At 72.1% G+C, this 18,507-nt stretch carries 13 protein-coding genes; 9 read left to right on the top strand and 4 right to left on the bottom strand.

Annotated features, from left to right (window positions below):
• Window positions 1-126 precede the first annotated feature (126 nt).
• The 3 genes from ACGFT1_RS07680 to ACGFT1_RS07670 form a co-directional block, all read right to left on the bottom strand.
• Window positions 127-2,619 carry a SpoIIE family protein phosphatase gene (locus ACGFT1_RS07680; protein ID WP_373908110.1) on the bottom strand — a complete coding sequence of 831 codons (2,493 nt, stop codon included), beginning with the start codon at window positions 2,617-2,619 and terminating at the stop codon, window positions 127-129.
• A gap of 153 nt (window positions 2,620-2,772) precedes the next feature.
• The gene (locus ACGFT1_RS07675; protein ID WP_373908109.1) at window positions 2,773-5,256 is read right to left on the bottom strand and encodes an MFS transporter; all 2,484 of its coding nucleotides are present in this window, start codon (window positions 5,254-5,256) and stop codon (window positions 2,773-2,775) included.
• Window positions 5,257-5,418: 162 nt separating this feature from the next.
• On the bottom strand, window positions 5,419-5,862 hold the full coding sequence (locus ACGFT1_RS07670; RefSeq protein WP_373908244.1) for an SRPBCC family protein: 444 nt from the start codon (window positions 5,860-5,862) through the stop codon (window positions 5,419-5,421).
• Window positions 5,863-5,996: 134 nt separating this feature from the next.
• On the opposite strand from ACGFT1_RS07670, the gene ACGFT1_RS07665 reads away from it, so the two are divergent.
• The 3 genes from ACGFT1_RS07665 (at window position 5,997) to ACGFT1_RS07655 (ending at window position 9,413) form a co-directional block, all read left to right on the top strand.
• Window positions 5,997-7,058, top strand: a complete 1,062-nt coding sequence (locus ACGFT1_RS07665; RefSeq protein ID WP_373908108.1) for an Rv2578c family radical SAM protein — start codon at window positions 5,997-5,999, stop codon at window positions 7,056-7,058.
• Window positions 7,059-7,204: 146 nt separating this feature from the next.
• A complete protein-coding gene (locus tag ACGFT1_RS07660; protein WP_373908107.1) occupies window positions 7,205-8,767 on the top strand; it encodes an alpha/beta hydrolase in 1,563 nt (520 codons plus the stop codon).
• A 151-nt stretch (window positions 8,768-8,918) separates the two neighbouring features.
• Window positions 8,919-9,413 (top strand): N-acetyltransferase family protein, encoded by a 495-nt coding sequence (locus ACGFT1_RS07655; protein ID WP_373908243.1) that lies wholly within the window; start codon window positions 8,919-8,921, stop codon window positions 9,411-9,413.
• A gap of 16 nt (window positions 9,414-9,429) precedes the next feature.
• Here the strand turns inward: ACGFT1_RS07655 and ACGFT1_RS07650 are convergent, their stop codons facing one another.
• Window positions 9,430-10,011, bottom strand: coding sequence for an adenylosuccinate lyase (locus ACGFT1_RS07650; RefSeq protein WP_373908106.1), 582 nt, complete (start codon window positions 10,009-10,011; stop codon window positions 9,430-9,432).
• 386 nt (window positions 10,012-10,397) lie between these two features.
• Here ACGFT1_RS07650 and ACGFT1_RS07645 point away from each other — a divergent pair, with 386 nt between their 5' ends.
• The 6 genes from ACGFT1_RS07645 to ACGFT1_RS07620 all read left to right on the top strand — a co-directional run bounded on the left by ACGFT1_RS07645 (window position 10,398) and on the right by ACGFT1_RS07620 (window position 18,506).
• Window positions 10,398-12,212: a 3-hydroxyacyl-CoA dehydrogenase family protein gene (locus ACGFT1_RS07645; RefSeq protein WP_373908105.1), complete on the top strand. Its 1,815-nt coding sequence runs from the start codon at window positions 10,398-10,400 to the stop codon at window positions 12,210-12,212.
• 184 nt (window positions 12,213-12,396) lie between these two features.
• On the top strand, window positions 12,397-13,224 hold the full coding sequence (locus ACGFT1_RS07640) for a TetR family transcriptional regulator (protein WP_373908104.1): 828 nt from the start codon (window positions 12,397-12,399) through the stop codon (window positions 13,222-13,224).
• A 433-nt stretch (window positions 13,225-13,657) separates the two neighbouring features.
• Window positions 13,658-14,995 (top strand): crotonyl-CoA carboxylase/reductase, encoded by a 1,338-nt coding sequence (gene ccrA / locus ACGFT1_RS07635; RefSeq protein ID WP_373908242.1) that lies wholly within the window; start codon window positions 13,658-13,660, stop codon window positions 14,993-14,995.
• A 9-nt stretch (window positions 14,996-15,004) separates the two neighbouring features.
• A complete protein-coding gene (locus ACGFT1_RS07630; protein ID WP_373908103.1) occupies window positions 15,005-17,032 on the top strand; it encodes a protein meaA in 2,028 nt (675 codons plus the stop codon).
• Entirely contained in the window at window positions 17,029-17,988 is a 960-nt protein-coding gene (locus tag ACGFT1_RS07625) for a CoA ester lyase (protein WP_373908102.1), read from the top strand. Before ACGFT1_RS07630 ends, ACGFT1_RS07625 begins: the two co-directional genes overlap by 4 nt.
• A gap of 5 nt (window positions 17,989-17,993) precedes the next feature.
• Window positions 17,994-18,506, top strand: coding sequence for a MaoC family dehydratase (locus ACGFT1_RS07620; RefSeq protein ID WP_373908101.1), 513 nt, complete (start codon window positions 17,994-17,996; stop codon window positions 18,504-18,506).
• The last annotated feature ends 1 nt before the right edge of the window (window position 18,507 follow it).

Genomic DNA, 18,507 nt, shown 5'->3' with positions numbered 1-18,507 from the left:
GGTTCGGTTCCGTGATCGGGATATCGCGACGGCCCGGAGCGGGGCAAGAGTCCGGAGGCCACCTTCACGAGATGTACGGGCCCTGGCCGTCCCGCGAGGCGCGCGGCCCGACGTGCGCCTCGCGGGTCAGGCGGTGCCGGTGAGGGCCTGTTCGAACCAGACGGTCTTGCGGTGCCCGCTGGCGCTGGCGCCCCACTCCCGGGCGAGCCGGCTGACCACCCGCAGCCCGCGGCCGCACTCGTCGTAGGGACCGGCGCTGATCAGGCCGGGCAGGGCGGGTTCGTCGTCGGTCACCTCGAACAGCAAGGCGTCGGTGCGGACGACCCGCAGCCCGATCAGCGCGCTCCCCGCGTGCCGGACGGCGTTGGTGACGACCTCGCTGACCAGCAGTTCCGCCGTCTCCACGGCGTGCGCCAAGCCCCAGTGCACCAGCCGTTCGCGGACCAGGCGGCGGGCCCGGCCCACCTCGCGCGGGTCGGCGTCGAGCCACCACTCGGCGACGTCGTCGTCGGGGATGCCGTTGAGCCGGGCCATGAGCAGGGCGACGTCGTCCTTGCGTCCACCGCGGGTGTTGAGGGCGCGGATGATCGTGTCGCAGGCGTCGTCCATGGAGGCGGCGGGGTGTGCGGCGGACTCGCAGAGCGCGGCCAGGCCCTCGCCGATGTCGGAGCCGCGCACCTCGACCAGGCCGTCGGTGCACAGCACCAGCCGGTCGCCGGGCGCGACCTTGACCCGGGACACCTCGAAGGGAACCCCGCCGACGCCGATCGGCGCACCGGTGGGCAGTTCGAGGAGCTGGCTGCCGCCGTCCTCGGCGCGGACCAGCACCGGCGGGATGTGACCGGCATTGGCCAGGGTCAACTCGCCGCGGATCGGGTCGTAGACGGCGTACAGGCAGGTGGCGAGGTAGGTGTCGCCGAGCCGGCGGGCCAGGTCGTCGAGGTTGCGCAGGAGCTGGGCGGGCGGGGTCTCCATGGCGGCCATGGTCTGTACGGCGGTGCGCAACTGGCCCATCATCGCGGCCGAGTTCAGGCCGTGGCCCATGACGTCGCCGACGACGAGGGCGGTGCGGGAGCCGGGCAGTTTGATGCTGTCGAACCAGTCGCCGCCGATCCGGCCGAGCCGGGCGCCGGGCAGGTAGCGGGTGGCGACGTCGCAGCCGGCCATCCGCGGGGAGACCTGCGGCAGCATGCTGTCCTGGAGGGTGTCGGCGACGTTCTCCTGGTAGGTGTACATGCGGGCGTTGTCGAGCACGAGCCCCGCGCGGGCGGCGAGTTCGGCGCCGGTGGTGCGGTCCATGTCGTCGAACTGCGGCCGGTCGGGTCGGCGCATCAGCACCATGAAGCCGAGGACCACGTTGCGCGCCTTGAGCGGGACGATCAGCAGGGACCGGCCGCCGATGAGCGGCCTGAGGTCACGCTTCTCGAACTCGCCGGCGATGCGCTCGGACAGCTCCTCGGTGACCCGGGGGACGAGCACCGGCTCACCGCTGTCCATGCAGCGGTAGAACGGGGTGTGCTCGGGGAAGGCGAACGCCTCGCCGACCGGCACGGTGTCGTCCCAGCGGCCCGGTTCGTCGTTGTGCTCGACCCAGACGCGGAACATGACGGTGGTGGCGTCCGGCGGCCCGTCCGGGAAGCCCTCGCCGGCCAGCACGGCGGCGCGCAGATGGGTGCCGGCGAAGTCCGCGAACCGGGGTACGGCGGCGCTGGTGACCTCGCGGATGGTCTCGCCGAGGTCGAGGGAGGAGCCGATGCGGGAGCTGACCTCGTTGAGGAACTCCAGCCGCTCGCGGACGGCGGCGTACTCCAGGTCCTCCTCGGCGCCGGCCGGGACGCGGACCACCGGTGTCCGGTCCCGCGGTGCGACGGCTTCGGCGCGGGTGCGTCCGGCGCGGCGGGGCACACCCCAGTACGGGGTGACGGGCACTCGCTCGAACTGGCTGAACTCCAGCACGGGATAGCCGAGTTCGAGGACCTGGGAGACGATGCGGGCGCTGAGTCCCGGGCCCATGCTGGGCAGGATCTCGGGCAGGCGCCGTTCGAGCTCCTCGAAGGCGGGCAGTTCGGTGTGGCGGGCGAAGCCGGGCGAGATGCGTTCGGCCGTCTCGTCGTCGTAGCCGCGTTCGCCGCGCAGCCGGGTGGCGTCGGCGGCGAGCACGAGCAGCCGGGAGCTGCCCGGGCCGACCAGCGGGTAGGCCCACCACAGCACGTCCAGCCGCTCGCCGTCCGGGTCCTGCCGGGGCGGGACCAGCCGGGCCCGGCCCGCGGTGGCGTAGCCGGTGTGGCCGCCGAGTGAGGTCTCCAGGTCGGGGCCCGGCCCGTCGTACGCCTCGTACGCGTCGGGCAGGGCGCCGGCGTGCGGGTCGCCCGCCTCGTACGCGTCCGGCATCGCGGCGCGCAGGTCCTCCGGCAGGGCGCCGGAGACGGGCAGCAGATCCGTCACGGGATGTCCGACGGCCTCCTCCCGGCCCACGCCGAACAGGCGCCGTGCGCCGCTGCTCCAGTGGGACACCAGTCCGGCCCGGTCGACGACGACCACGGCCAGCGGGATCCGGCCCGCCGCGACGTCACCGGCGCCGTGCCCGGGGACGGTGTCCCGCTCGCTGCCACGGTCCATGGCCCAGGCCCTCTCTCCCCACGGCTGTACGCAGAACGATCTGTGCCGCCCGCCACCACGGTAAGGCGACGGCCGGTCGCGATGTGCGGCAATCCTTGAATTGATGTCACCGGATCGCACCGGCGCGCGGCCCGCCGCCGCACGTGCGCCCCCTCAGTCCTCGTGCCCGAGCTGGAGGTCCCGTTCGGTGCGTCCGCCGCCCGCGACCTGCAACACCGTGGCGACCGGCGGGTAACCGGCGGCGATGACGGTGTACTCGCCGGAGGAGAGGTCCACGAACCGGAAGGTTCCGTCGGCTCCGGTGGTGAGGGTGTCGACGACGTTCCCTGCGGCGTCGAGCAGCGTCACGCGCGCGTCCTCCACGGCTCGTCCGCCGCCGGCCCGTACGGTGCCCTTCAGCACGGCGCCGCCCGCGAGCTCGATGTCCTGCCGGGTCTCGCGGGAGGCCTGCACGGTGACCGGGAGGGCGGCGGGCCGGAAGACGGGGGCGCTGGCGGCGAGGGTGTACTCGCCGGCGACCAGCTCGGTGATCACGTAGCCGCCCTCGCGTCCGCTGCGGGTCGCGGCGACGACCTCGCCGTGCACGTTGGTGAGGGTGACGGTGGCGTCGCGGACGGGGGTGCCGTCGGCGGTGAGCACGCTGCCGGCGAGGCGTCCCGCGCCGCCGAGGACGACGTCGAGTTCGACGGGGCGTTCGCCGACGGTGACGGAGACGGCCTGCGGCTGGTGGCCGCCGGCGGCGGCGATGAGCACGTACGACCCGGAGCCGGGCGTGCCGAGGGCGTACCGCCCGTCGTCACCGCTGGCGCCCCGCCCGATCTGCTGGCCGGCGATGTCGATGAGGGTGAGGGCGGCGCGGGGCACCACGGTGCCGTCGGGGTGCTGCACGGTGCCGCAGACCGGGATGCCGGCGGTGTACGGCGCGCGGGACGGGGCGGTGCTCCCCGCGCCCGGCGGCTGGTGGCGGGCCTGCGGGACGGGGGCGGTCACGGACACGGGGTCCGTTGCGGCGGCGTTGTGGGACACCAGTGGTTTCTCCTTGAGGAAGAAGGCGATCAGCAGGCCGAGGACCAGTACCGGCACGAGGTAGAGGAAGATCCGCGGCATCGCGTCGGCGTAGGCGCGGATGTAGGCGTCGCGCAGCGCCGGGGGCAGCGCGTGGACGAGCTGCGGGGTGAGGGAGTCGGCGTCGGGCAGCCCGGTGCCCGCGTGCGGGGGCAGCTGGGCGCGCAGGGCATCGGTGAGCCGGCCGGCGAAGAGGGTGCCGAAGACGGCGGCGCCGACGCTGCCGCCGATCTGCCGGAAGTAGTTGTTGGCGCTGGTGGCGGTGCCGAGGTCGGCGGGGCGTACGGAGTTCTGCACGGCGAGGACGAGAACGGGCATCACCAGGCCGATGCCGGTGCCGAGCACGGCCATCCAGATGCTGTAGTGCAGCCGGGGCGTGTCGGTCTCCAGCCGGGACAGCAGCCACATGCCGACGGCGGAGACGGCGCTGCCGAGCACGGGGAAGATCCGGTACCGGCCGGTGTGGCTGATGAGCTGTCCGCCGATGACGGAGGCGCCGACGATGCCGGCCATCATGGGCAGCATCAGCAGCCCGGACTCGGTGGCGCTGGCCCCGTCGACCATCTGGAGGAAGGTCGGCAGATAGCTGGCCGCGCCGAACAGGGCGACGCCGATCACCAGGCCGACCAGGCCGCTGGTGACGAAGACGGAGTCGCGGAACAGCCGCAGCGGGATGAGGGGTTCGGCGGCGAAGTGCTCGGCGGCGAGGAAGGCAGCGGTGGCGGCGAGGGCGCCGGCGGCGAGACCGAGGATCTGCCGTGAGTCCCAGGCGTACTCGGTGCCGCCCCAGCTGGTGAGCAGGACCAGGCAGGTGGATGCGGTGGCGAGCAGCAGGGCGCCGGGCAGGTCGAGGCGGGCGCGGACCCGCGGTCGGGGGAGCCGGAGGACGGCGGTGACGACGGCCAGGGTGACCAGGCCGAAGGGGACGTTGACGTAGAAGCACCAGCGCCAGGAGAGGTGGTCGGTGAAGTAGCCGCCGAGCAGCGGGCCGGCGACGGAGGCGAGACCGAAGACGGCGCCGATCAGGCCCATGTACCGGCCGCGTTCCCGGGGTGGCACGATGTCGGCGATGATCGCCTGCACACCGATCATGAGGCCGCCGGCGCCGACGCCCTGGAGTGCGCGGTAGGCGATGAGCTGGTCCATGGTCGCGGCCCGGCCGGCGAGGGCGGAGCCGAGGACGAAGACGGCGATGGCGAACTGGAAGACGCCCTTGCGGCCGACCAGGTCGCCGAGTTTGCCGTACAGGGGCAGGCCGATGGTGGAGGTGAGCAGGTAGGCGGTGATCGCCCAGGACATCCGGTCCAGGCCGTGCAGTTCGCCGACGATCTTCGGCAGCGCCGTGGCGACGATCATCTGGTCCAGCGCGGCCAGCAGCAGGGCCAGCATCAGCCCGAGGAACACCAGGCGGACCCGGCGGGGGGCGAGTACGGCGGGGGACGGAGGCGGGGCGGCGCTCTCCTCGCCGGCCGCGTGCCCCTCGCCGGCGGCGCTCTCCTCGCCGGCCGCGTGCCTCCCGCCGGCGGCCGGTGCCACGACCGGCTCGTGCTGCACCAGTGTCGTCCCGCCCACGTACCGCTCCCCTCGCCCTACCTGTCACATGTGCCGCGCGAGGCGACAACTGCGAACAACTGCGGCGAGTTACGGCACGGCCCGGGGCCGGGTGGAGTTCCACCCGAACCGGTGAAGGGGTCAACACTCCTTCAACACCCCTTCGCCGGCCGGGCCTTGGGGCTACTTCTCCACTTCGGCGGCGAGGTTGGCGAGCAGGGCGTCGTAGATCCGGCCGAGGCCCTTGGGCGCGAAGGTGCGCTCGAAGAAGCCGCCGACGCCGCCTGCGCCCTGCCATGTGGTGGTGACGACGACCCGGGAGCCGCCCTCGCCGGCCGGGGTGACGCGCCAGGTGGTGACCATGGAGGAGTTGCGGTCCTTCTCGACCAGCTCGCCGTCGGTGGGCTCGGTCACCTCGAGCAGGCAGTCGCGCACGCGCTTGCTGGTGGCCTGGAGCTTCCAGTGGACGAGGGTGCCCTCGCCGTCGCCCCCCTCGCGCACCTCGTACTCGCTGAAGTGCTCGGGCAGCAGCTTCTGCCGTGTACCGCGGTAGTCGGCGAGGGCGTCGAACACCTTCTCCGCGTCCGCCGCGACGACCCGCTCCGTAGTGGCCTCGACCTGCGCCATTGCTTCCTCCAGGACCTGGTTGCTCGGGGTGGGGGCAAGCCAACCACCCCGGTACCCGGCCGCCCAAATCGGGGTGCGCACGATCATGGGAACATATGTTCTAATCTGGGGCTCAGTGCTACCGAGGAGGCGTCATGCGCTGGGAGAACCTCACCGTGGAGTCCGGCCCGCCCGGGGAGCCCGCCGAGCACGGCCGGGCCGCCGACGCGGCACTGTTCGGCGCGGACTCCGTCACCACGCGTACGTTCGACACGCCCGAGTTCCGCGGAATCACCTTCCACGAGGTCCGGGCGCGCTCGGTGCTGAACCGGGTGCCGGGCGCCTCGCGCATGCCGTTCGAGTGGACGGTGAACCCCTACCGGGGCTGCACGCACGCGTGCGTCTACTGCTTCGCCCGCCGGACGCACGGCTATCTGGACCTGGACACCGGCATCGGCTTCGACACCCAGATCGTCGTCAAGGTCAACGCACCCGAGGTGCTGCGCCGCCAGCTCGCCTCCCGCCGCTGGCAGGGCGACCACGTCGCGATGGGGACGAACGTCGACTGCTACCAGCGTGCCGAGGGCCGCTACCGGCTGATGCCGGGCATCATCTCCGCCCTCACCGACCACGCGAACCCGTTCTCCGTCCTCACCAAGGGCACCCTGATATTGCGCGACCTGGACCTGCTGGTCCGGGCGGCCCAGGTGACGGACGTGGGGATCTCGGTCTCCGTCGGCTTCCTGGACACCGAACTGTGGCGCACGGTGGAGCCGGGCACGCCCGCGCCCGAACGCCGGCTGGACGTCGTACGGACCCTCGGGGAGCACGGCATCGGCTGCGGCGTGCTGATGGCGCCGGTCATCCCGTTCCTGAGCGACGCCCCGGCCCAGCTGCGGGAGACCGTACGGGCGATCGCGGCGGCCGGGGCCACCTCGGTCACGCCCCTGGTGCTGCATCTGCGCCCGGGCGCCCGCGAGTGGTTCGCGGCCTGGCTCGGCCGGCACCATCCGCACCTGGTGGGGCGGTACGAGCGGCTGTACGCCGAGGGGGCCTACGCGCCCCGCTGGTACCAGCGCCGGATCACCCGTCAGGTGCACGAGCTGGCCGAGGAGTACGGCATCGGGCCCACGCGCGCGGGGCGGGCCCGCCGGATCGGCCCGGCGCCCGCACCGCCCCCGGCCGGCCCGGAACCCACCCAGCTCACCCTCATGTGAGCACGCCCGGGGCGTTGGGGGGATCTCGCGAACCAATCGGGTCAAGTATCGCCGGAACGCGTTCCCGGGGGGCCCGGCGCCGGGACGATGCGGCCAGAACCGTGAGCCTCGCGGTTCGCCGGCACCTCCGTCCCGGGAGGACGCACATGAGACACCGCGCAGCCGTGCTGTGCGCGGCCGCCGCCATGGTGGCGGGCTCGGCCACCACTGTTCCCGTCCGGGCGGCCGCCGCCTCTGCCGTGCCGGGACTCTCCTGGCACACGTGCGGCACCCGCGACCACCCGAGCCTGCAGTGCGCGTCCCTGAAGGTCCCCCTGGACCACGCGGACCCGTCGGGCCGGCAGCTCACCCTCGCCCTGTCCCGCGTCCCGCACACCGCGCGGACCTCCCAGGGCCCCCTGCTGGTCAATCCCGGCGGCCCCGGCGGCAGCGGCCTGACGCTCGCCGGTTTCGTCGCCTCGGCCCTGCCGCGGAGCGTGGCGTCCCGGTACGACGTCATCGGGTTCGACCCGCGCGGGGTCGGCGCCGGCGACCCGGCCCTGACCTGCGCGCCCGGCCACTTCCGGGCGGTGCGCCCGGACACCGTGCCGGTCACGCCCGCGCTGGAACGGGCCAACCTGGAGCGGGCGCGGTCCTTCGCCGCCGCCTGCGGCCGTACCTACGCCGACGTGCTGCCGTACCTCGACACCGTGAGCACCGCCCGCGACCTGGACTCCGTCCGGCAGGCCCTGGGCGCGCCGAGGATCAGCTATTTCGGCTACTCGTACGGCACCTACCTCGGCGCGGTCTACGCGAAGCTCTACCCGCGGCGCGTCCACCGGCTGGTGCTGGACTCGGTCGTCGACCCGACCGGCGTCTGGTACGACGACAACCTCGGCCAGGACTACGCCTTCGACGGGCGCCACCGGGCGCTCATGGCCTGGATCGCCCGGTACGACGCCGCGTACGGGCTCGGCCGGGACCCCGCCGGGATCGAGGCCCGGTGGTACGCGATGCGGACCGCGCTGGCGCGGACACCGGCCGGCGGCAAGGTGGGCGCCGCCGAACTGGAGGACACCTTCGTCCCCGGCGGCTACTACAACGGCTACTGGCCCTACCTGGCCGAGGCGTTCGCGGCCTACGTCCACCACAAGGACACCGGGCCGCTGGTGCAGGCGTACGAACACTTCGCCGCCGTGGACGCCTCCGGTGACAACGGCTACAGCGTCTACACGTCCGTGCAGTGCCGGGACGCCCCCTGGCCGCGCTCCTGGAACCGGTGGCGCTCCGACACCTGGAGGGTGTACGCGAAGGCGCCCTTCATGGCCTGGAACAACCTCTGGTACAACGCGCCCTGCGCGTTCTGGCCGGTTGCCGCGCGGCGACCGGTGGACATCACCAACGGCGAGCTGCCGCCCGCGCTGCTGTTCCAGGCGACCGACGACGCGGCCACCCCGTACTCCGGCGGTGCCACGATGCACCGGCTGCTGGCCGGCTCCAGCCTGGTGGTCGAGGAGGGCGGCGGCAACCACGGTGTCACGCTGAGCGGCAACGCCTGTCTGGACGGATACCTGGCCGCGTATCTCGCCGACGGCACGGTGCCGCGCGGCGGCGGTCCGGCCGACGCGGTCTGCGCGAAGTCGCCGGATCCCGAACCGCTCACCGGCAAGACGGTGTCGGCGTCGTCCGGCGGCTCGGCACTGCACGGCCTGCTGGGCTTCCGCCGCTAGGGCCGAACGACGTGCCCTGGCAACCGCCGGGCCCCGTCGCGGTGCCGGCGGCGGCACGGGTCACCATGAGGGCATGAGTGAACCGAGCCGTACCGCCGCCGCCCCCGACGGGTCCGCCGAGCCGCTCGTGAGCGCCCTGACGGTCCGCGAGATGACCCTCGCCGACTGCGGCCGCGTCTCCGAGATCCGCGTCCGGGGCTGGCAGCACGCCTACCGGGGGCTCATGCCGGACTCGTACCTCGACGGCCTGGACGTCGCGGCCGACGCCGAGCGGCGCCGGGCCCGGTTCGCCGAGGGGGACGGCTCCGTGGTGAACCTGGTCGCCGAGCGGGACGGCCGGGTGCTGGGGTGGGCGGCGCACGGGCCGTACCGGGACGGCGACGCGCCCGCCGGGGACGCCGAGCTGTACGCGCTCTACGTCGATCCCGCGCACCTCGGCGGCGGGATCGGCCGGGCCCTGCTGGCCGCTTCGGTCGAGCGGTGCCCGGCGTGTCCGCGCATGCTCCTGTGGGTGCTCCGGCACAACACCTCGGCCCGCCGCTTCTACGAGCGCGCCGGATTCCGGCCCGACGGGGCCGAGCAGCCGTTCGAGGTGGACGGCACCGCCGTGCCCGAGGTGCGGTACGCGGCCCCGCTGGGCGGCTGACGCGGGCGTCACCCGGTCATCTGCGCTGCTGTTCCGGAATCCGGGCCAGCGCGTGCACCGCCGCCTCCGCGAGCGCCGGATGGGCCAGGGCCTCGTTCAGCACCCGGCGGGCGCGGGCGTCGCCGAGCGTGCCGAGGCCCTCCACGCAGGCGAGGGCGACCTTGCGGTAGGGGTCGTGCGGGCGCAGCCGCCGCTCCAGAGTGGTGATCAGCGCGGGCACGGACTCCGGGGCGCGCAGGGCGGCCAGGAGCCGTACCGGGTGCAGGGCGTAGGCGACGCGCAGCTCGTTGGTGGCGAGGGCGGCGGCGGCCCGGGCGGTGCGCGGGTCGCCGAGCCGGGCCAGGGCGTGGGCGGCGGACGCGCAGCGCGGCGGGTCGCGGTGGTTGAGGAGCAGCACGAGGGACTCGAAGGCGCGCCGGTCGCCGGCGAGGCCGAGGCGGAAGGCGGCCAGTTCCCTGGCCCACAGGGGCTGTCCGGGCGCGGTGAGCACCTCGGCCAGTTCGGCGTGGTCCCGCGTGGCCCGCAGGCGGTCGAACGCCGGCGTGCCGCCCGACTCCTGCCGTAAGCGCTCGGTGAGCGATCGCAACTCTTCGTCCACGAGGTCCAGCGTAGGCGGGTCGTGGCGGCCGGGGGAGGTACATCACACGGTCGGTTTCCCCCCGGGGGCTGGCGCGCTCGTTACCCGCCGGTTAAGCTCATACGAGCGAGTAACCCTCTCGCTTATACGCCGACGACGGTCTGGTGACGCGGCCGTCGACGGTGTTGTCGGTCGGTTCGGTACGCCATGTGTACCGCAGTACGACCCGGCTCCGGGACAGGGCCGGTCGACGTTTCGCCGCTCCCGGGCGTGTGCACGCCCGCGGCACCGCCGGGCGTGTGCGCTCGCAGCCCGGAAACACCCGCACTCCTCCTCGCACCGTGGTGCGCCCTTCCGGCGCACCCGGCGCGCTCCTCGTCGTCACCCCTCATTCCTGGAGTCCCGCGATGGCCACTCCCCTGTCCCCCCAGCCCGGCACCCCCGTGTCCCCGTTCCGGACGGTCGCCGTGGTCGGCCTCGGCACCATGGGCACCGGCATCGCCGAGGTCCTCGCCAAGGCCGGCCGCGAGGTGATCGGCATCGACATCAGCGAGGCCCGGACCGCCCGGGCCCTGGCCGCCCTCGAGGCCGCCACCGACCGGGCCGTGGCCCGCGGCCGGCTCACCGCCGAGGATCGCGCCGACGCCCTGGCCCGGGTGCGCACCGCCACCGACCTCGGCGCGGCGGCCGACGCCGACCTCGTCATCGAGGTCGCCCCCGAGTCCTACGAGATCAAGCAGCAGATCTTCGGCGAGCTGGACGGCATCGTCCGCCCGGAGACGATCATCGCGACCGGGACGAACGCGCTGTCCGTGACCCGGCTGGCCGCCGGCTCCGCCCGCCCCGAGCGCGTGCTCGGCCTGCACTTCTTCAACCCGGCGCCGGCGATGCGGCTGGTCGAGGTCGTCTCCTCGGTGCTCACCGCGCCGCAGGCCGTCGCCGCCGTCACCGACTTCGCGATCGAGCTGGGCAAGGAGCCGGTCGCGGTCGGCGACCGCCCCGGCTTCGTCGCGGACGGGCTGCTCTTCGGCTACCTCAACCAGGCCGCCGCGATGTACGAGGCGAAGTACGCCTCCCGTGAGGACATCGACGCCGCCATGCGGCTGGGCTGCGGTCTGCCGATGGGCCCCCTCGCCCTGCTGGACCTGATCGGCGTCGACACCGCGCGGACGGTCCTGGAGGCCATGTACGCCGAGTCCCGGGACCGGCTGCACGCCCCCGCCCCCATCCTCAAGCAGCTCAGCGAGGCGGGTCTGACCGGCCGCAAGTCCGGGCGCGGGTTCTACACCTACGAGGCGCCGGGCAGCGCGACGGTGGTGCCGGACGCGACGAGCCCGGCCGCGGACGGTGCGCCCACCGCGGGCCGTACGGTCCGCTCCGTCGGTGTCGCGGGCTCCGGCACCATGGCCTCCGGCATCGCCGAGGTGTTCGCCAAGGCAGGCTACGACGTCGTCCTGGCCGCCCGCAGCGAGGAGAAGGCCCAGGCCGCCAAGGCCCGGATCGGCAAGTCGCTGGCCCGCTCCGTCGACAAGGGCCGGCTGACCGCGGAGGCCGCCGCGCAGGTCCTGGACCGGATCACCCCGGCGGGCTCCTACGACGCCTTCGCCGATGTCGACCTGGCCGTCGAGGCGGTCGCGGAGGACCTCGAGGTCAAGCGGCAGCTGTTCGGGACGCTGGACAAGGTGTGCAAGCCGGGCGCGGTCCTGGCCACCACCACCTCCTCGCTGCCCGTCGTCGCCTGCGCCCGCGCCACCTCGCGCCCGCAGGACGTGATCGGCATGCACTTCTTCAATCCGGCGCCGGCCATGAAGCTGGTCGAGGTCGTGCGGACGGTGCTGACCGCGGACGACGTGCACGCGACGGTGCGCGAGGTGTGCGGCCGGATCAGGAAGCACGCGGTCGACTGCACGGACCGGGCGGGTTTCATCGTGAACGCGCTGCTGTTCCCGTACCTCAACAACGCGATCAAGATGGTGGAGGAGCACTACGCGACGCTCGACGACATCGACGCGGCGATGAAGCTCGGCGGCGGCTACCCGATGGGCCCGTTCGAACTGCTGGACGTGGTGGGCCTGGACGTCTCGCTGGCCATCGAGAAGGTGCTGCACCGCGAGTTCCGCGAGCCCGGCCTCGCCCCGGCCCCGCTGCTGGAGCACCTGGTGGCCGCGGGCTGCCTCGGCCGCAAGACGGGCCGCGGCTTCCGCGAGTATGCCCGCCGCTGACGGCGCCGGCGACCGGATCCGCGCGGACACGGACTGGGGCGGGCTGCTGGATCCGGGCGCGTTCGCGCCACCCGCACGGCGCCGGGTCCCCCCGCCCTCCCGGACCGGCGGACCCCCGCCCTCCACGGGCGGGGGAACGCCCGCACCTGCGCACCGGGCCGCGCCCATGCAGTACGTTCGGGTCATGTCGCAGTCCGCCAAGTCCTCCCGTACACCCGCCACGCCCGACGCGCCGGAGAGTGCCGCGGGCAGCCGCGCCGCCGCCCAGCGACTCAAGATGCGCCGAGAACTGGCGGCGGCCGCCATGGAGCTGTTCGCGACCAAGGGGTACGAGGCGACCACCGTCGACGAGATCGCGGCCGCCGCCGGGGTCGCGCGCCGCACCTTCTTCCGTCACTTCCGTTCCAAGGAAGAGGCGATCTTCCCGGACCACGACGACACCCTGGTCCGCGCGGAGGCGGTGCTGAAGGCCGCCCCCGCGCACGAGCACCCGCTCGACACGGTGTGCCGCGGCATCAAGGAAGTCATGAAGATGTACGCGGCGCGGCCGGAGATCTCCGTCGCCCGCTACAAGCTCACCCGCGAGGTGCCCACCCTGCGGGAGGCCGAGATCGCCTCGGTGGCCCGTTACGAGCGGCTGTTCACCCGTTACCTGCTGGGCCACTTCGACGAGCACGCGCACGCCGACGACGCCAACGACGACCCGCTGCTGGCCGAGGTCGCCGCCTCGGCCGTGGTCACCGCCCACAACCACGTCCTGCGGCGCTGGCTGCGGGCGGGCGGCCAGGGCGACGTGGAGGCGCAGCTGGACCACGCCTTCGCGATCGTGCGGAAGACCTTCGGCAGCGGCATCGGAGCCGGCCGCGGCCCGGCCGGCCAGGCCGCGCAGGCGGCTCCCGCCGCCCCTGCGGCGGTCTCCGCGCACGGTGAGGTCCTGGTGACGGTCGCCCGCACCGACGCCTCGCTGGACGAGGTCATGAGGACCATCGAGGAGGCGCTGAAAGAGCGCTGACCGTACGGGCACGCTATCTGGACGGCCACCCTTCGGGGTGGCCGTTTTGGCATGTCAGGAGCCGTTTTCAGGGAGATTTCAGGGGCCGTTCGATCGATCATCGCTCATGTGTTACGTAAAGAATTCATCTGAGAGCAAGTTCTGGCACTCAGTGCCTTGTCACCTGACACGCGGTGTCATACGTTGAAGAGGTCCGGGCGGCCGGCGAGCAGCGACCAGACGCTCGCCGGCTGTCCCCGCAAGCCCCTTGGCCTGCGCGCCCGGACGCCTGCGTCACAGGCACCCTCCCGCGCCACAAAGCGCTGCCGAAGTACCACCGAGCCGAACCGACGGCACATCCGAAAAACCCTCAGCAGCACTCCTCGCAGCAACACCGACGAATCCACAGCGCCCCTCCCTCAGGGCGCTCACCGCCGGAGGCAATACCGTGACCGTGAAGGACATCCTGGACGCGATCCAGTCGAAGGACGCCACGTCCGCCGACTTCGCCGCTCTGCCGATCCCCGAGTCGTACCGCGCGATCACCGTGCACAAGGACGAGACGGAGATGTTCGCGGGCCTCGAGACCCGCGACAAGGACCCCCGCAAGTCGATCCACCTCGACGAGGTTCCGGTGCCCGAACTGGGGCCCGGGGAGGCCCTGGTGGCCGTCATGGCCTCCTCGGTGAACTACAACTCGGTGTGGACCTCGATCTTCGAGCCGCTCTCGACGTTCGGCTTCCTGGAGCGCTACGGCAAGGTCAGCGAGCTGACCCGCCGCCATGACCTGCCGTACCACATCATCGGCTCCGACCTGGCGGGCGTCGTGCTGCGCACCGGCCCGGGCGTGAACGCCTGGAAGCCGGGCGACGAGGTCGTCGCGCACTGCCTCTCGGTCGAGCTGGAGTCCTCCGACGGCCACAACGACACGATGCTCGACCCCGAGCAGCGCATCTGGGGCTTCGAGACCAACTTCGGTGGTCTCGCCGAGGTCGCGCTGGTCAAGTCCAACCAGCTGATGCCCAAGCCGGATCACCTCAGCTGGGAGGAGGCCGCGGCCCCGGGTCTGGTCAACTCCACCGCCTACCGCCAGCTCGTCTCCCGCAACGGCGCGGCGATGAAGCAGGGCGACAACGTCCTCATCTGGGGCGCCAGCGGCGGCCTCGGCTCCTACGCCACCCAGTTCGCCCTGGCCGGTGGCGCCAACCCGATCTGCGTCGTCTCCAGTGACCAGAAGGCGGACATCTGCCGGGCGATGGGCGCCGAGGCGATCATCGACCGCAACGCCGAGGGCTACAAGTTCTGGAAGGACGAGCGGACCCAGGACCCCAAGGAGTGGAAGCGCTTCGGCAAGCGCATCCGCGAGCTGACCGGCGGCGAGGACATCGACATCGTCTTCGAGCACCCCGGCCGCGAGACCTTCGGCGCCTCCGTCTACGTCACCCGCAAGGGCGGCACCATCACCACCTGCGCCTCGACCTCGGGCTACATGCACGAGTACGACAACCGGTACCTGTGGATGTCGCTGAAGCGGATCATCGGCTCGCACTTCGCGAACTACCGCGAGGCCTGGGAGGCCAACCGCCTCATCGCCAAGGGCAAGATCCACCCCACCCTGTCGAAGACGTACTCCCTCGAGGACACCGGCCAGGCCGCCTACGACGTCCACCGGAACCTGCACCAGGGCAAGGTCGGCGTCCTCTGCCTCGCCCCCGAGGAGGGCCTCGGGGTGCGCGACGAGGAGATGCGCGCCAAGCACATCGACGCCATCAACCGCTTCCGGAACATCTGAGGGCCTTAGATGACAGAGCGTCAGAAGGACCGTCCGTGGCTGATGCGGACGTACGCCGGCCACTCGACGGCCGAGGCGTCCAACGAGCTGTACCGGCGCAACCTCGCCAAGGGCCAGACCGGTCTGTCGGTGGCTTTCGACCTGCCGACGCAGACCGGCTACGACTCCGACCACATCCTCGCCCGCGGCGAGGTCGGCCGGGTGGGTGTGCCCGTGGCGCACCTCGGTGACATGCGCCGGCTGTTCCAGGACATCCCCCTGGAGCAGATGAACACCTCGATGACGATCAATGCCACCGCCATGTGGCTGCTGGCGCTCTACCAGGTCGTCGCCGAGGAGCAGGGCGCGGACATCACCGAGCTCCAGGGCACGACGCAGAACGACATCGTCAAGGAGTACCTGTCCCGGGGCACCCATGTGTTCCCGCCGGGACCGTCGCTCCGCCTGACGACGGACATGATCGCGTACACGGTCTCCCACATGCCCAAGTGGAACCCGATCAACATCTGCAGCTACCACCTCCAGGAGGCCGGGGCCACGCCGGTGCAGGAGATCGCGTACGCGATCTCCACGGCGATCGCCGTCCTGGACGCCGTCCGCGACTCCGGCCAGGTGCCCCGGGAGCGCATGGGCGACGTGGTGGCCCGCATCTCCTTCTTCGTGAACGCGGGCGTCCGCTTCGTCGAGGAGATGTGCAAGATGCGGGCCTTCGGCCGCATCTGGGACAAGGTCACGCGCGAGCGGTACGGCATCGAGAACCCCAAGCAGCGCCGGTTCCGGTACGGCGTCCAGGTCAACTCGCTCGGCCTGACCGAGGCACAGCCGGAGAACAACGTCCAGCGGATCGTGCTGGAGATGCTGGCCGTGACCCTGTCCAAGGACGCACGCGCGCGTGCCGTGCAGCTGCCGGCCTGGAACGAGGCCCTCGGGCTGCCCCGCCCCTGGGACCAGCAGTGGTCGCTGCGCATCCAGCAGGTGCTCGCCTACGAGAGCGACCTGCTGGAGTACGAGGACATCTTCGAGGGCTCGAAGGTGATCGAGGCGAAGGTGGACCAGCTGGTCGGGGACACCCTCGCGGAGATCGACCGCATCCAGGAGATGGGCGGCGCGATGGCCGCCGTGGAGTCCGGCTACCTGAAGTCGCAGCTGGTGGCCTCGCACGCCGAACGCCGGGCACGGATCGAGTCCGGCCAGGAGAAGATCATCGGTGTCAACATCTTCGAGGGCACCGAGCCGAACCCGCTGACCGCCGACCTCGACACCGCCATCCAGACGGTCGACCCGGCGGTCGAGGCCCGCGTCGTGGAGTCCCTGCGGCACTGGCGCGACACCCGCTACCAGCCGCCCTTCAATCACCCGCGCCCCTGCAAGGCGCTGGAGAGGCTGAAGGAGGCCGCCAAGGGGACCGGCAACCTGATGGAGGCCACCCTGGAGTGCGCCCGCGCCGGGGTCACCACCGGCGAGTGGGCGGGTGCCCTGCGCGAGGTGTTCGGCGAGTACCGCGCCCCCACCGGGGTCTCCTCCGCGCCGGTGGCCGTCACCGCCGAGGCAGGCTCGCCGCTCGCCGGGGTCCGCGCCAAGGTGGACGCCACCGCCCGTGAGCTGGGCTCCGGCAAGCTGCGCTTCCTGGTCGGCAAGCCGGGCCTGGACGGGCACTCCAACGGGGCCGAGCAGATCGCCGTGCGCGCCCGTGACGCGGGGTTCGAGGTGGTCTACCAGGGCATCCGGCTCACCCCCGAGCAGATCGTGGACGCGGCCCTGGCGGAGGACGTCCACGCCGTGGGCCTGTCGATCCTCTCCGGCTCCCACGCCCAGCTGGTCCCGGACGTGCTCCAGCGACTCCGTGTGGCCGGTGCCACAGATATACCCGTGATCGCAGGTGGCATCATCCCGAACGGTGACGCCGAACAGCTCAGGGCCGCCGGTGTGGCCGCGGTGTTCACCCCGAAGGACTTCGACATCACCGGGATCATCGGCCGCATCGTCGACGAGATCCGCAAAGCGAACAAGCTCGACCCCCTGGAGGTCCCCGCATGACCGTCAACCGTCTGCGTCCCCGCCGCTCCTGCCTGGCGGTCCCGGGAAGCAACCCGCGCTTCCTGGAGAAGGCGCAGGGCCTCCCGGCGGACCAGGTCTTCCTGGACCTGGAGGACGCGTGCGCGCCGCTGGCCAAGCCCGAGGCGCGGCACACCATCGTCAAGTTCCTCAACGAGGGCGACTGGACGGGCAAGACCCGGGTGGTCCGCGTCAACGACTGGACGACCGAGTGGACGTACCGCGACGTCGTCACGGTGGTCGAGGGCGCGGGGCCGAACCTCGACTGCATCATGCTGCCGAAGGTGCAGAACGCCCAGCAGGTCGTCGCGCTGGACCTGCTGCTGACGCAGATCGAGAAGACCATGGGCTTCGAGGTCGGGCGGATCGGCATCGAGGCGCAGATCGAGAACGCGCAGGGCCTGAACAACGTCAACGAGATCGCGCAGGCCTCCCCGCGCATCGAGACGATCATCTTCGGCCCGGCCGACTTCATGGCGTCGATCAACATGAAGACCCTCGTGGTGGGCGAGCAGCCGCCCGGCTACCCGGCGGACGCCTACCACTACATCCTGATGAAGATCCTGATGGCAGCCCGCGCCAACGACCTCCAGGCGATCGACGGCCCCTACCTCCAGATCCGCAACGTCGACGGCTTCCGCGAGGTCGCCGGCCGTGCCGCCGCGCTCGGCTTCGACGGCAAGTGGGTGCTGCACCCCGGCCAGGTGGACGCCGCCAACGAGGTCTTCTCGCCCTCCCAGGAGGACTACGACCACGCCGAGCTGATCCTGGACGCGTACGACTACTACACGTCCGAGGCCGGCGGCAAGAAGGGCTCGGCGATGCTCGGCGACGAGATGATCGACGAGGCCAGCCGCAAGATGGCCCTGGTCGTCTCCGGCAAGGGACGCGCCGCCGGCATGCAGCGCACCAGCAAGTTCGAGATCCCGGAGGGCTGAGCGCGATGCAGTTCGGACGCACGTACGAGGAGTTCGAGGTCGGGGCGACGTACAAGCACTGGCCGGGCAAGACGGTCACCGAGTACGACGACCACCTGTTCTGTCTCCTCACCATGAACCACCACCCGCTCCACATGGACACGAACTATGCGGAGAGCACGACGGACTTCGGCAAGAACGTCGTCGTGGGCAACTACATCTACTCCCTGCTGCTCGGCATGTCCGTCCCGGACGTGTCCGGCAAGGCGATCGCCAACCTGGAGATCGAGTCGCTCAAGCACGTGGCGCCGACCTTCCACGGCGACACGCTCTACGGCGAGACGACCGTGCTCGACAAGTGGCCCTCGAAGTCGAAGAACGACCGCGGGATCGTTCATGTCGAGACCAAGGGCTACAAGCAGGACGGCACCCTCGTGTGCGTGTTCCGCCGCAAGGTGATGGTGCCGACCGAGACGTACATCAAGGAGCGCGGCGGCGAGCAGCCCGGCCGCCCGGAGCTCAAGCAGCAGGAGAAGTAAG

This window comes from Streptomyces sp. Y20 (assembly GCF_043195475.1).
Lineage (GTDB): Bacteria > Actinomycetota > Actinomycetes > Streptomycetales > Streptomycetaceae > Streptomyces.
This window is presented reverse-complemented; position numbering and strand designations above follow the sequence as displayed.

Coding starts and splice junctions, on each gene's coding strand:
- ACGFT1_RS07680 (WP_373908110.1), bottom strand. CDS start 2,619: ATGGACCGTGGCAGCGAGCGGGACACCGTCCCCGGGCACGGCGCCGGT.
- ACGFT1_RS07670 (WP_373908244.1), bottom strand. CDS start 5,862: ATGGCGCAGGTCGAGGCCACTACGGAGCGGGTCGTCGCGGCGGACGCG.
- ACGFT1_RS07665 (WP_373908108.1), top strand. CDS start 5,997: ATGCGCTGGGAGAACCTCACCGTGGAGTCCGGCCCGCCCGGGGAGCCC.
- ACGFT1_RS07660 (WP_373908107.1), top strand. CDS start 7,205: ATGAGACACCGCGCAGCCGTGCTGTGCGCGGCCGCCGCCATGGTGGCG.
- ACGFT1_RS07655 (WP_373908243.1), top strand. CDS start 8,919: ATGACCCTCGCCGACTGCGGCCGCGTCTCCGAGATCCGCGTCCGGGGC.
- ACGFT1_RS07645 (WP_373908105.1), top strand. CDS start 10,398: ATGGCCACTCCCCTGTCCCCCCAGCCCGGCACCCCCGTGTCCCCGTTC.
- ACGFT1_RS07640 (WP_373908104.1), top strand. CDS start 12,397: ATGTCGCAGTCCGCCAAGTCCTCCCGTACACCCGCCACGCCCGACGCG.
- ACGFT1_RS07630 (WP_373908103.1), top strand. CDS start 15,005: ATGACAGAGCGTCAGAAGGACCGTCCGTGGCTGATGCGGACGTACGCC.
- ACGFT1_RS07625 (WP_373908102.1), top strand. CDS start 17,029: ATGACCGTCAACCGTCTGCGTCCCCGCCGCTCCTGCCTGGCGGTCCCG.
- ACGFT1_RS07620 (WP_373908101.1), top strand. CDS start 17,994: ATGCAGTTCGGACGCACGTACGAGGAGTTCGAGGTCGGGGCGACGTAC.